This window comes from Streptomyces sp. NPDC036764, from assembly GCF_055609385.1.
Genome location: NZ_JBVJPT010000001.1, coordinates 2,155,670 through 2,169,206, shown reverse-complemented (window position 1 = coordinate 2,169,206; position 13,537 = coordinate 2,155,670). Strand labels below are relative to the sequence as shown.

11 protein-coding genes and 2 pseudogenes are annotated in these 13,537 nt (G+C 67.0%); 7 read left to right on the top strand and 6 right to left on the bottom strand.

What is annotated here, in order from left to right:
• Positions 1–123: 123 nt before the first annotated feature.
• The 4 genes and pseudogenes from ACZ69Q_RS08785 to ACZ69Q_RS08770 form a co-directional block, all read right to left on the bottom strand.
• Positions 124–983, bottom strand: a pseudogene (locus tag ACZ69Q_RS08785) (IS701 family transposase); the annotation flags it as partial.
• 266 nt (positions 984–1,249) lie between these two features.
• A complete protein-coding gene (locus ACZ69Q_RS08780; protein WP_471040157.1) occupies positions 1,250–2,269 on the bottom strand; it encodes an NAD(P)/FAD-dependent oxidoreductase in 1,020 nt (339 codons plus the stop codon).
• Positions 2,215–2,463: a hypothetical protein gene (locus ACZ69Q_RS08775; RefSeq protein ID WP_471038646.1), complete on the bottom strand. Its 249-nt coding sequence runs from the start codon at positions 2,461–2,463 to the stop codon at positions 2,215–2,217. The genes ACZ69Q_RS08780 and ACZ69Q_RS08775 overlap by 55 nt, the downstream gene beginning before the upstream one ends.
• A 10-nt stretch (positions 2,464–2,473) precedes the next feature.
• Complete coding sequence (locus ACZ69Q_RS08770; protein ID WP_471038642.1) at positions 2,474–3,004, bottom strand: MarR family winged helix-turn-helix transcriptional regulator; 531 nt, start codon at positions 3,002–3,004, stop codon at positions 2,474–2,476.
• A 140-nt stretch (positions 3,005–3,144) separates the two neighbouring features.
• Between ACZ69Q_RS08770 and ACZ69Q_RS08765 the strand changes: the two genes are divergently transcribed.
• From ACZ69Q_RS08765 to ACZ69Q_RS08740, 6 genes are all read left to right on the top strand, one after another.
• On the top strand, positions 3,145–3,708 hold the full coding sequence (locus ACZ69Q_RS08765) for an NADPH-dependent FMN reductase (protein ID WP_471038638.1): 564 nt from the start codon (positions 3,145–3,147) through the stop codon (positions 3,706–3,708).
• Between the two features lie 441 nt (positions 3,709–4,149).
• Positions 4,150–5,658, top strand: a complete 1,509-nt coding sequence (locus tag ACZ69Q_RS08760; RefSeq protein WP_471038634.1) for an MFS transporter — start codon at positions 4,150–4,152, stop codon at positions 5,656–5,658.
• 263 nt (positions 5,659–5,921) lie between these two features.
• On the top strand, positions 5,922–6,803 hold the full coding sequence (gene mca, locus ACZ69Q_RS08755) for a mycothiol conjugate amidase Mca (RefSeq protein ID WP_471038631.1): 882 nt from the start codon (positions 5,922–5,924) through the stop codon (positions 6,801–6,803).
• 310 nt (positions 6,804–7,113) lie between these two features.
• Positions 7,114–7,833 (top strand): hypothetical protein, encoded by a 720-nt coding sequence (locus ACZ69Q_RS08750; RefSeq protein ID WP_471038629.1) that lies wholly within the window; start codon positions 7,114–7,116, stop codon positions 7,831–7,833.
• Between the two features lie 248 nt (positions 7,834–8,081).
• Positions 8,082–8,924 (top strand): enoyl-CoA hydratase/isomerase family protein, encoded by an 843-nt coding sequence (locus tag ACZ69Q_RS08745; protein ID WP_471038625.1) that lies wholly within the window; start codon positions 8,082–8,084, stop codon positions 8,922–8,924.
• A gap of 139 nt (positions 8,925–9,063) precedes the next feature.
• Positions 9,064–9,672, top strand: coding sequence for a DJ-1/PfpI family protein (locus ACZ69Q_RS08740; RefSeq protein ID WP_471038621.1), 609 nt, complete (start codon positions 9,064–9,066; stop codon positions 9,670–9,672).
• Between the two features lie 471 nt (positions 9,673–10,143).
• Here ACZ69Q_RS08740 and ACZ69Q_RS08735 read toward each other — a convergent pair.
• Both ACZ69Q_RS08735 and ACZ69Q_RS08730 read right to left on the bottom strand, forming a co-directional pair.
• Positions 10,144–10,502: pseudogene (locus tag ACZ69Q_RS08735) on the bottom strand (SRPBCC family protein).
• Positions 10,503–10,917: 415 nt separating this feature from the next.
• A complete protein-coding gene (locus ACZ69Q_RS08730) occupies positions 10,918–11,913 on the bottom strand; it encodes an alpha/beta fold hydrolase (RefSeq protein WP_471038618.1) in 996 nt (331 codons plus the stop codon).
• A gap of 485 nt (positions 11,914–12,398) precedes the next feature.
• Here ACZ69Q_RS08730 and ACZ69Q_RS08725 point away from each other — a divergent pair, with 485 nt between their 5' ends.
• Positions 12,399–13,238, top strand: a complete 840-nt coding sequence (locus ACZ69Q_RS08725; protein ID WP_471038615.1) for an MBL fold metallo-hydrolase — start codon at positions 12,399–12,401, stop codon at positions 13,236–13,238.
• Positions 13,239–13,537 lie beyond the last annotated feature (299 nt).

Sequence of the window (13,537 nt, the reverse complement as noted above, 5' to 3'; positions counted from 1 at the left end):
AGGGGCTGTGTCCGCGTCGTTTGTAGTGACTCAGGCGGGCTTGATATTGGTGTCGGCGGCGCCACGTTGGCCATCGCAGAATGTGCTCGACCGGTGTTGGCCGGCGGTCGGTGAGGCGATGGATCAGGCGTCGGATTTCGGCGAGGCTGAGGTGGATGAGCTGGGAGGATCCGTTTCTGCTTTGTCCGTGTCCAACTGGCGGGCCCGCAGGACGGTCAAGCAGGCGTGGGCGGCCATGGCCAGGGTCATGTGGCGGTGCCAGCCGGGGTAGCGGCGGACCTGGTAGTCGTCCAGGCCGCATTCCCGCTTGGCGGTCTGGAAGCATTCCTCGACTGCCCATCGGCTGCCCGCGATGCGGATCAGCTCGACCAGCGTCGTGTCGGCGGGACAGAAGACGACGTAGTAGGAGATCTCCTCGGGCCTGCTGACGCTGCGGCGGGCGAGAAGCCAGTGCCGGCGGTCCTCGCGGTGCCAGGGCCTGACTTCGACGCGTGCCCAGTCGAAGATCCGCCGGCCATGGGCTCCTTCACCGCGGGAACGGCGCTTCCATTTCTGCCGTGGCAGGCCGGGAAACAGGTCGTGGACGGGGTGGTCGATGGACCAGCGGGTGACGACGGTGTCGTGCCGGGAGGTGGCCATGACGTGGAAGACGTCCGCCTGCCCAAGCTCGAACCGCCAGCCCTTGATGCAGCCGTGAGCGGCGTCCGCCGTCACCCAGCTGAACGGGACCTTGCCGGCGATGGCCCGGCGGATCATCGCCTTGGCCATGGCCACCTTCGTCTCGAAGGCGACACTGTCGTCGATCCGGCCCGGCGGCAGCAGGCCCGGTCATCCGTCCAGGAGGCGGGCAGATACAGACGACGGTCGATCAGAGTGCGTCCACGTCCGGTGGCGTAGGCGAGGAACATACCGATCTGGCTGTTCTCGGTGCGCCCGGCGGTTCCGGAGTACTGCCTTTGCACGCCGGCCGAGCGGATGCCCTGGGAGGGTGACGGGAGCATCGGCTCTGTGGCCTGGGGTCGGTGGCCTCATCTTCGTCAGCGCCGTTTACGCCCTTGTGCGCGACGTCTGACGTCTTCAGAAGTGAATCGTGCGTCCGTGGTGAGGCTGGCGTGGTGTCCCGGGCTCGGGACGCCGTGGTGCTGGCGCCGGTAGTGCCGGTCTCGATGATGTTCCCAGCGAAGGTGAGGCGTTCGACGATGGCCGCGCGGAGCCAAGGATCGGCTGGGTCGCTGCACGCTGGTGGCAGTCAGACGGGTGTCCCGATGGCGGCGTGAACGGAGTGGACGGCACCGGCTCCCTCTCCGACGGCGGCTGCCACCCGTTTCATGGATCCGTAGCGGACGTCGCCGACGGCGAAGACGCCTGGCTCGCCGGCTTCGAAGGGGAGCGGGCTACGGCCGAGGGCGGCCCACACCGGGCTGTGCGGGTGGGGGTCCAGTTGCACGTCGGTTCGCAGGAAGCCATGGGGGTCCGTGGACAGACCGGGCAACCAGTCGGTGGCCGCGGACGCACCGATGAAGCAGAACAGGCCGCGGCACGGCTGCTCCGCGCTCTTCCCGGATGCGCGGTTGTTCAGTGCGATCCGCTCCAGCCCTTCCCCGCCGTGGAGTTCGGTGATCTCGGTGGAGGGACGTACCGTCACTCGCGGATCGGCGCGAAGCCGGTCGAGGAGGTAGGTCGACATGCCTGATGCGACGTTCTCGCCCCGGACCGTCAGCATGACACCACAGCCGTGTGAGGTCAGGTACAGCGCTGCCCGCCCAGCGGAGTTGGCGCCCCCCACGACGCAGACCGGCTGACCGGCGCACAGTTGGGCTTCGAGGTTGGTGGCCGCATAGCCTTCGAACCGTTCCCACGACGCAAGGGGCAATCTGCGGTGGCGGGCGCCGGTGGCGATGAGGACGGCGCGGCTGTCGATGCCGGTGCCGTCCGCCAGGACGACGCGCAGGTAGTCGTGGCCGGTCTCCAGCGCCGCCACCTGGCTGTCGTGGCGTGAGGCGAAAGCCTTGGCGCGATCCGGATCCGCATCGTGCACGACGATCTCACGATGCCGCCGCAAGGCCGTCAGCCCCTGCACCATGAGTTCGGCCTGCGCGCCCGCGCCGATCACTCCCACTGCTGAGCCGTCCACCGACCCGGGGCCGGCCTGAAGGTCAGTTCCCAGGGCTGCGGCCAGACCGGTGCGCCATGCGGTGATGGTGGCGGAATCCATCAGGGCGAGGAGCCGGCCGTCGTAACCACTGTGGAGGCAGACGACTCCGCGCAGGGCCGGTCGGGCTCCGGGAACTTGGCGTTGGCTTTGACCGTGTACGCCTCGATGCCGGGCAGCACACCGGGGATCAGAGCCGTGGCAGTGCCGGGAAACGGCAGATCCGTACGTACACGTTGCCCGGCGATCGGGGAGGCGGGGGCGCGGAATCCGTCGCGCGGAGCAGCGATGCAGGACGCCGGGTCCAGCACGGCCTGCAGGTCACTGCGGGTCAGCCACTCGTGATCCCTTACGGGCCCGGCCCTGCTGCTCCCAGCGGTCGATCCGATCGCTGATCTTCTCGGCGGCGGCGCGCAGGCCCGCCAGCTCGGCGGGGTCGAGAACATCGAAGACGAGGTCGCGTACCAGGGCGACGTGTCCCGGGGCGGCTTCGGTGAGATGGGCGTAGCCGGCGTCGGTCAGGATCGCCTGGGTGTAGCGGCCGTTGGTGGGGTCGGGTTCGCGGCTGACGAAACCCCGGCGTTCCAGCCTGCTGATCATGTGAGAGAGACGGGACTGCTCGGAGTTGGCGAGGACGGCGAGGTCACTCATGCGCATGCGGCGTCCCGGCCGGCCGGACAGTCCGGCGAGGACGTAGTACTCGGTGTAACTGAGGTGCGCGTCCTGCTGAAGCTGCGCTTCCAGAGCGGTCGGCAGCCTGTGCAGCATCAGGCCGAGTTGCTGCCATGTCTCCTGCTCTGCCGGAGCCAGCCAGCGGGGCTGATCGTTCGGGTGCGGAGGCTGTTCAGGCATGCCCCGGAGTCTAGCTGGCGTGAACGTTCAGGAGTCGCGACCCCTCACTTGAACATTCATGAGTCATTCCGTAGAGTCTCACATGAAGGTTCAAGTGAAAGGGCCGACTCCGCATCGGTGGCCCATCAAGGAGAAGACCCATGAGTGACCTGAAGATCGCCGTCATCCTCGGCAGCACCCGTCCCGGCCGCAACGGCAAGGTTGTCGCGGACTGGGTGGTGGACCGGGCCGGCGCGCGCACCGGCGTCGAGTATGAGCTGGTCGACCTCGCCGACTACCCGCTGCCCCACCTCGACGAGGCCATTCCGCCGGCCATGGGCCAGTACCAGGGTGAGCACACCAAGGCGTGGGCGGCCAAGATCGCCGAATTCGACGGCTACATCTTTGTGACCCCCGAGTACAACCACTCCACCTCGGGCGTACTCAAGAACGCGATCGACTACCTGTATGGCGAGTGGAATAACAAGGCCGCCGCTTTCGTCTCCTACGGTTCCCTCGGCGGCACTCGGGCCATCGAGCACCTGCGAGGCGTGGCGAGCGAACTTCAGCTGGCCCACGTGCGTCAGCAACTGTCGTTCTCACTGTTCACCGACTTCGAGCACTTCTCCGTCTTCAAGCCGGCCGAGCAGCACGACGCCGCGGCGACCACCCTGTTCGACCAGCTGGAGTCCTGGGCCCGCGCCCTCGCGACGGTCCGGGTCTGACGCCCACGCCCGCCGGAAGCCGGGCGACGAGGAGACCGTCCCTCAGCAGGCGAGTCCCGGAACGGACGGCGTTTCCGTTCCGGGGCTGCGCCTGATCGCCTCACGATTTTCGCCACCGCGCCACGACGAGGTCTTCGACCGTGCGCGCCCGCGGGCCGCGTCGTGACCCGGCGCACCATCGCTGTCCGGGGCAACCGGGACGGCGGGGACGAGTTCACACCGTCTCCGGCTGTCGCCACCCCTGCCAACTCGCTCAACGTGTCCGCACTGTCCTCCTAGCGGCCGTCGCCACCTCCCCCTTGGCGGACGGCCCGCCCAGCGGCGGCTGGTCCTGCGGACGGTCTGCCGCGTGCGGGGCGAGATCCCTGCGAGGCACGTCCTCGGCCATCGTCAGCCCGCAATTTCCTCACGTCCTCACGAAGTCCCGAAGTGGATACCCTCATGTCTCGATCAGCCTTCAAGGCCCACGGTGACGCGCACGCCAACCGCTGGAAGGCGCTCGTCTTCATCGCGCTCGCGCAGTTGATGGTCGTCCTCGACGCCACCATCGTGAACATCGCCCTGCCTTCCGCACAGCAGGATCTCGGCATCTCCGACGGCGACCGCCAGTGGGTCGTCACGGCGTATGCCCTCGCCTTCGGCGGTCTGCTCCTGTTCGGCGGCCGGGTGGGCGACCTGTGGGGCCGCAAGCGCGCCTTCGTCACAGGTCTCATCGGTTTCGCCGCCTCCTCCGCGCTCGGCGGCGCGGCGACCACCGGCGCGACGATGTTCGGCGCCCGCGCCCTCCAGGGCGTCTTCGGCGCCCTGCTCGCCCCCGCAGCGCTCTCGCTGCTCGCCGTCATGTTCACGGACGCCAAGGAGCGCGCCAAGGCCTTCGGTATTTACGGCGCGATCGCCGGTGGCGGCAGCGCCGTCGGGTTCATCCTCGGAGGTGTGCTCACCGAGTACCTGGACTGGCGCTGGACGTTCTTTGTCAACATCCCTTTCGCCATCGTCGCGGCGGCCGGCGCCTACTTCGTCGTCCGTGAGCCCGAGCGCGGCCGCAACCGCTCGCCGCTCGACATCCCCGGCGTCGCCCTGTCCACCCTGGGCCTGGTCTCGCTGGTCTACGGCTTCACCCGTGCCGAGTCCGACGGCTGGGGCGACACCACGACCATCTCCCTGTTCGTCGTGTCGGTGGTCCTGCTGCTCGCCTTCGTTCTCACCGAGGCCAAGGTCAAGGCCCCGCTACTGCCCCTGCGCGTGGTCACCGACCGCAACCGCGGTGGCGTCTACCTCTCCCTCGGCATCGCGGTCATCGCGATGTTCGGCACCTTCCTGTTCCTGACCTACTACCTACAGGTCGTGAAGGGCTACTCACCGGTCAAGAGCGGGTTCTCCTTCCTGCCGATGGTCGTGGGCATGATGGTCGGCTCCACCCAGATCGGGACGCGACTGGTCACCCGCGTCCCGCCCCGGTATCTGATGGGCCCGGGCTTCCTGGTGGCCATGGCCGGCATGTTGCTGCTCGCGCAGCTGGAGGTCAGCTCGTCGTACGCCTCCACCGTCCTGCCCGCGCTGCTGCTGCTCGGTCTCGGCATGGGTATGACGTTCACGCCGGCCATGTCCCTGCCCACCCAGGGGATCGAGCCCCGGGACGCCGGCATCGCCTCCGCGATGATCAACACCTCGCAGCAGGTGGGCGGGGCGGTCGGCACGGCCCTGCTGAACACGATCGCCGCCTCCGTGACGACCGCGTATGTCAGGGACCACATCGCCGGCGCCGCGACGAAGCCGGAGCAGCAACTGCTCCAGTTGCAGGGCGTGGTGCACGGCTACACCATCGCCATCTGGTTCGCCATCGCCATGCTGTTGATCGCCACGGTGATCGTCCTCGCCCTGGTCGACGCCGGCCGCGCGAGCAGCGAGGAAAGCGAGGACGAGGTCGCGCTGCCGGTGGTTGCCCATTGAGTCACCGGGCCACACTCGGAGGCCATCTTCATGGTGGCCCGCACAGCCCACGGCGTCGGGGCACCGAGGCGTGCCCACCATGACGTGTGCTCAGATGCTCGACGGCGAACCTGAATTGACCCCATGGCATCGGTGGACCGACACCCGCACGACGTCACCGCCATGAAAGTCATGGCAGGCCGTCGAGTGGTCCCCATGGACCATGCGGGGACCCCCGCCGAACACTCCCGTCCCGCAGCGGGGCGATGCGGAAGGAACTTACGTTGACAGAGCAGTTGCGGCTGATGGCGGTCCACGCCCACCCGGACGACGAGTCCAGCAAGGGTGCGGCCAGCATGGCGAAGTACCTCGCCCAGGGCGTGGACGTCCTGGTGGTCACCTGCACAGGGGGCGAGCGCGGTTCCATCCTCAACCCCAAGCTCCGGGGCGACTCAGAGATCGAAGCCAACATCCACGAGGTCCGACGCAAGGAGATGGACGCCGCGCGGGAGATCCTCGGCGTCAAACAGGCATGGCTGGGTTTTGTCGACTCCGGCCTGCCGGAGGGCGACCCGCTGCCCCCACTGCCCGAGGGGTGCTTCGCCCTGGAACCGCTGGAGAAGGCCGCGGAGCCCTTGGTTCGGCTCATCCGCGAGTTCCGCCCGCACGTGATCACCACGTACGACGAGACCGGCGGCTACCCGCACCCCGACCACATCATGACCCACACGGTCACGATGGCCGCCTTCGACGCGGCCGGGGACCCCGACGCCTACCCGGACTCCGGTGAGCCCTGGCAGCCGCTGAAGGTGTATTACAACCACGGCTTGTCGATGGCCCGGATCCGCGCCCTCCACGCTTACCTTGTAGGGCACGGCCACGAGTCTCCCTACGGCGAGTGGATCGCCGCCTGGGAGCACGTGGGCCTCGAGGATCGCGAGTTCACGACCCGGGTCCAGTGCGCGGACTGGTTCGACGTGCGCGAGCGCGCGCTGCTCGCCCACGCCACCCAGATCGACCCGGACGGCCCGTGGTTCCTGGTGCCTCTGGACGCCCAGCGGGAGATATGGCCGACGGAGGAGTACGAGCTGGCACGCTCGCTGGTCGCCACCTCGCTGCCGGAGGACGATCTGTTCGCCGGTGTCATCGCCGACATCACCGTCTGATCCTGTCCCCGTCTGGCGTCACGGCGAGCCCGACGACGAGCTTTACCCGATCCTCCACACCGTGCCGCGCACCTGTCGGTACCGCTGAGGGCACGACGCACGCCCGTGGCGATCCCGACGCCCACGGTAGGCGGCGAGGTGCCGATGGTCGTCATTGGTCTCCCCCGGCATGTACGAGCCATGCAGCCCGCTCGTACGGGCCAGAAGCGCGGTGCACGGTCAGCCCGGGCAGGTTGACCAGGCGCCTCGCGAGCCCCCGGCCTCTTTTGTCTGATGTAGGGGGTTAGCCTGGGTTTGAGAGGAGTTCCTGATGGGCGATCTCACCAGCACCGTCATAGAGGCTCAGGGTGGCTTGGAGCGTTACAACCAGTTCAGCACGGTCACTGTGCACTTCCGTTCCGGCGGTGCACTGTGGGGGCTGAAGGGGCAGGAAGGCGTATTCGATCACGCCGGTGTACGGCTTGACCTCCACGGAGAGCACGCCAGTCACTACCCCTTCAAGTCACCCGACCTGCACACCTCTCTCACCGCCGAGCGGGTGGCTGTCGAAAACGCTGCGGGCGAGGTGAAAGCTGAGCGGCTCGACCCACGCGCGGCGTTCGTAGGACACTCCCTCGAAACCCCATGGGACGACTTGCACGTCGCGTACTTCGCCGGCTATGCGATGTGGACCTATCTCACGTCCCCGTTCACCTTCGCCGCCCCGGATTTCCAGACCGAGGAACTGCCGTCCGTAACGGAGGACGGGCAGATCCTGCGGCGCCTGAAGGTTTCCTTCCCCGACCGCATCGCCACTCACTGCAAGGACCAGATCTTCTACTTCGATCAGGACGGGCTGCTGCGCAGACACGACTACACCGCCGAGGTCATCAATGCCGGCGCGACCGCGCACTACTGCTCGGAGCACAAAGAGTTCGACGGCATCTTGGTGCCGACCCGCAGACGCGTCCACCCTCTGGCCGAGGACGGCACCGTGTCCCGGGACCTGGAACTGATCACCATCGACGTCGAGAGCGCTCTGTTTATCTGAGCCGCGGTGATCCGAACAGGAGGAGCTGGTCTGATCTTTTCGCGTTCGCATACATGCGGGGGTTGTCGACCCGACCACGTTCAAGGGCAAGATCATGGCGGGAGGGCGCCGCCGGGGACGGCACGGCGACGGGCACCAGGGCACCAGGGCACCAGGGCACCAGGGCACCAGGGCACCAGGGCAATGATCACCGGCTTTCAGTGGGCTGACAGCCGCCGGGTCGTGCCGAGCGACGACAGGAAGACCCCATGACCGGCTCGTACGAAACCATCGACACCAGCGTGGACGGCAACGTCCTGACCGCCGCCTTCAACGCACCGCCGATGAACCTCATCGGTCCCGAGGTGGTGCGGGACCTGGTCTCACTGCTGGACGAACTGTCACAGCCCACCGCCCCACGTGTGGTGATCTTCGAGAGCGCGGACGCCGAATACTTCTTCCCGCACGTCGACATGACGAAGGTCGCCGAGTACACCGCCGAGGCCGCGAAGGCCGGAGGCCCCGGTGATGCCTCCCTGGGAATGCTGTTCCGCAAGCTGAGCCGGCTCCCCGCCGTCACCATCGGCAAGCTGCGCGGTCGCGCCCGGGGGGCCGGCAGCGAGTTCCTCCTCGCTTGCGACATGCGCTTCGCCTCCCGGGAGAACGCCGTCCTGGGCCAACTGGAAGTGGCGGTCGGAGCTCCACCCGGCGCGGGCGCGATCCAGCACCTCACTCGTCTGCTGGGCCGCGGCCGGGCCCTCGAGGCCGTACTGACGTCGTCGGACTTCGACGCGGACCTCGCCGAACGCTACGGATGGATCAACCGAGCCGTTCCTGACGCCGAACTGGACGAGTTCGTGGCAGGCATGGCCGCGCGCATGGGCGGTTTCCCCCGCGAGGCGTTGATCGCGGCCAAGTCGGCGATCAACGACATCAGCCTTCCGGCACCTGCCGACGTACGCGCGGACGCAGCGCTGTTCCAGCAACTCGTCCGGAGCGAGACGGCGCAGCAACGTGTGGCCGAGTTGTTCAAGCAGGGTTTCCAGACCCGGGGTGCCACGGAACTGGACCTCGGAGACGCCTTGGGCACCATCGGATCGACGGACCGGTAGGGGTGCTCGGACGCCTGAGCTCGAAACTCCTGGCGCAGCCCAGGCAGGCTAGGCAGGCCACCGGCCGCCGATTGGCCCTCGCGCCGGAATGGCGGGCCAGGAAGACTGCGGACCTGGTGCCGCACATCAAGGAGTCGTGATGCAGGTAGCAGTGGTCACCTTCGACGGGTTCAACGAACTGGACAGCTTCATCGCTTCCGCGCTGATCAACCGATGCCGTAAGGACGGCCTGGAGGCCCTCATCACCACCCCGACGCCGGTGGTCACGTCGATGAACGGCGTCGAGGTGACCGGGCAGCGCCCGATGGACTTCGTCACCGAGGCCGAGGTCGTACTGATCGGCAGCGGCGTGAAGGCCCGCGAGGTGGCGGCCGACGACCGGATGCTCTCCCGCTTGCGGCTCGACCCCGCGCGACAGCTGATCGGCGCCCAGTGCTCCGGCGCGCTGGTGCTGGCCCGGCTGGGGCTGCTGAACGGCATGCCGGTCTGCACGGACATCAAGACCCGTCCCTTTGTCGAGGCCCTCGACGTCACCGTCCTGGACACGCCGTTCCACTCCGAGGGGAACATCGCCACGGCGGGCGGTTGCCTGGCGTCCCAGTACCTGGCCGCGTGGGTGATGACGCGAACGCTCGGGGAGGACGCGGCGCGTGGTGTCATCGACTACGTGGCCCCGGTCGGCGAGAACCAGGAAACGGTGGAGCGGGCGATGCGGGCTGTGCACGCGGGCGAGGTGGCGGTGCACTGAGGCTGTCGTGATCAATCTTTAGGGAAGTTCATAAGGCGGGCCGACTGGAGCTGCCAGATGCTCTCGGCTCAGCTCGTGGGGGAGATGCCCCTGAGTCTTCCTCCGTTACAGCGACCGGGCCGGCCACTTCAGAACCGCCCCCGAACCGTATGCGCTCGCACAGAGTCCGGTGCATGCTCCGATCGTGCACGATTGTTCACAGTGAGTACGTCTTTCCAGTCCCGATGAGCGTCGATTACGCGCGCAGCGGCAGGTGTAACCGGCGCCTGCGCAGCAGCCGCACGGTGTGCGCCGGGCGGAACAGCTAGAGCCGTGCCCGAATCCCCTCGTGCGCCGACCGTTCCGTTCCTGCCCCAACCTCCCTTCCTTCTTGCCGCTTGGGATTGGTCGGGTGACGTAGAGGGGATGTCGGCGCAAGTCGAATGCCCCAACCACACCTACGGGGAACAACCACTCTGCCCAAGCCGACGGCTATACAGTCTTCAGCGGGTTCTTGAAGGACTTGCGGAACACCGGCCCGGCGACACGAGTGCCTTCACCGTCGGGTGTCATCTTGAATACCCAGCCTCCGCCCGGTCCGAAGACCTTCGAGTCCAGCGTAGTGACGGTGACCTCGTCACCCGACGGATCCCAGTCGTAGCGTGCGCGTTCCCAAGCGCTCTCTGTTCCCTCGGTCACCTCGGCCCAAGTCGCCCCTGTTCGTGGACCTTGAAATGCTCCGCGTCGATCGTGGGCCACTCCTGCGGACGGGCCGGGCTGAAATCGGTCAAAACCCCCATCACCTCCGGCAGGCTCAATCGGGAGTCCACATGAAATCGCAGGACTGACATGACCTGCTCCTTTGGCGAGACAGACGGTTCCTGCTGCCGACATTGCGGTCATCCGGCTGATGATGCTATGCCGCACTGCCGTCCTAGGTGGATTCAGGGCCCGCGCCTTTCCGTAAGCGAAGCAATCCACCCTGCCTTCCAGCATGCGCCTTTCGAGCAACTGCGCAGGCCACCCCCTCGCGAGCTTCGACGAGGGACGGGGCTTCCTGTTCGTGCAGGCCGGCATGCCCTGCAGCCATCCCAGGGCTGGAGAGCACCAGCGCACCGAAGCACTGGGCGCCGATTAGCTGGCGCGACGGGTCGAGCCACAGCATGGGGATCAGTTGGTCGTCGGCGGCGCCTTCTCGCGCCTTCACGCCACTACCGAACAGTACGACGTCCGACGGCCTGAGCTGGTAACGAACAACTGTGCCTGTCAGTGTCTGCTGGCGGGCCGTTTTCGGCTGCCCACAACAAGTCCTGCGCCCGCGATGAGCATTGCGCCGGCCCCGCCGGCCCCGACGCGCTCGAGAGTGGTGAGTCCTGTTTCGGCGAGGGCCGGGGTGGGGGACTCCGCGCGGGCGGCGGAGAGAATGAGGTCCGTGATGGCCTCGGGGTGGGAGATCATCACGCTGTGTGAGGAGTCGATCTCGACCACGTGCGAGCCGGCGCGCTTGGCCTGGAAGCGCTCCAAGTCGGGCGAGATGGCCTTGTCGTTGGTGGCGACGGCGACCCAGGACGGGATGGTCCTCCACGCGGCGGACGTGACTTTGTCGGTGAAGGCCGTGGCCGAGATGGGACGCTGGGCTGCGGCTGCCACCGTTGTGGCGGCCTCGGGGAGGTCCGCGGCCGCGACGGCGCGGAACTTGTCTGGCGAGACGTACAGATCTGTGCCCGTGGAGCCGTCCGCGTTCTTGATGGGCAGTTGCACCAGGGCCGGATTGAGCTCGCTGCCGGGGAATTTAGCGCCGAGCTGGCCGAGCGTTTCGCCCTTGTCCGGCATGAAGGCGGAGACGTAGACGAGCGCCTTTACGTTGGGGTTGCCGGTGGCGGCCTCGCTGATCACCGCGCCACCGTACGACTGGCCGACCAGGACGATGGGGCCTTTGACACTGCGCAGGACGCTGGCGATGTAGGCGGAGTCGGCAGGCAGACCGCGCAGCGGATTGGGAGCAGCGATGACCCGGTAGCCGTTGCTCTGAAGGCGTCCGACGACGGCGTTCCAACTGGATGCGTCGACGAACGCGCCGTGCACGAGTACGACGGTGGGCTTACTGCCGGCGGCGCCTGCTTCGGTGTCGGTGCCTGGGGCTACGGCCCCTCCGTCGGCGAAGGCCGGCACCGACGTCGACAGAGCCGCCGCGGTGAGCAGTGCGGCAGCGGCGGCGTGTATTCGGCGGCGGCGGGGTCGCGGCGCAGGGGACGGCGTCATGGATGCTCTCCTTCGAGGGATGGGCTGGCCGATGGAAGCCTGTCCCCGCGCGATAGACCCGCATTCGCGGCGAAGCACACGAGCGAATCGCCACACCCATTCAGGTCATATCCGGGTATTTACGGGTTCAAAGTGCCCGTAGCCCTGCGCGCCCCAGTCGTTGTTTCATCGCCGCGGCCTCGCCTCAACATGCGTGATCGGGTCGGCATTGATGTGCTGGTAGCGACGGGCTCAGTCTCACTGTGCCAGGGCAGACGAACCACGGAAGCTCAAGCTCTTCATCCCGCAGAGGCTACGCCTGTCGGCATAGAAGCGGCTTCCGATCAGCCCCGCGGCTTTGCTCACCAAATCCCGTGGGCCTCCAGCGCTTGTTGCCCTGGAGCGCCGAACCGGCGTCGTCGCCACGGTGGACAGGCCGGACAGGTCGATCCAATGAAACCGCACGGCACTGCACACCAGCACACGCCTGAGACGAGAGAGATCAAATGACCATCTCCATCGATGTGTTCAACAGCGGCTACAAGCCCATTCCCAATCCACCAGGGTGGACCGCACCGCAACAGGCAACATGGCCAGCCACCACGGCGACGCTGATCAGTGGCAGCACGGACGCCCTCCTGGTCGACGCCCTGATCACCACCACGGAGGGTGAACGGCTGGCCGCCTGGGTGCAGGCCTCGGGCAAGAACCTCTCGATGGTCTACATCACCCACGGGCACCCAGACCACTTCTTCGGTGCCGGGCCGACGCTGGCGGCCTTTCCGCAGGCCCAGTTCGTCACCCTCCCTGAGGTGGTTGCCGAAGCGCACCGGTCAGCTCAATCACTGGAGCACTGGAAAGGCTGGCTCGGGGGGCAATTCGACGAGAACGCTGCCATACCCACAGAACTCATGTCAGCCGAACTGGAGATCGATGGTCACGCAGTACGTCCCATCGCTCTCGGTCGGAGCGACGGCGTCATCAACACCGTCGTCCACGTTCCAGATCTCGCCACAGTTGTCTCCGGCGATGTCGCCTACAACAACATCCACATGTGGCTATTCAACTCCACACCGGAAACCCGAAGCGAGTGGCTCGACACGCTCGACGCCCTCGCCGCCCTCCGACCAGAGAAAATCATCGTGGGTCATAAGGACCCGGATGCGCCCGATGACAACGCACAACGGATTCTCGATCAAAGCCGGCGCTACATCGAGGACTTCGACAAGGCAGCAGCCCGAAGTCGCTCGATGAATGACCTCGTCACACGGATGATGGACAAGTACGCAACGTACGGCAATCAGTACACACTGCTGGTGGCTGCGGCAAGCCAGTTCGGCACGTAAGCGGATCGCCCCGACCGGCGCGAGACACCGCGGCATACGGAAACGCGACAGCTACCCGGGAGATAGCACCGACTCGCGGCTACGCCTGCGCAGACAGTCGCCAACGCGCCTACCCATCCATGATCGGAACCAATGCTTTGCGTGGCTCCTGCCATGAACGATCAATAGATACGGCGCGCCCCGGCCGTCGTGCGCTACCGGGCGACGTGGATTTGTGAGGGCGCCAACAGGCGGCGAGCGACACGTAGAGAGATGCTTAGTAAGGGTATGGCATGAGCTCCCTGCGACGTCGGGGGCGA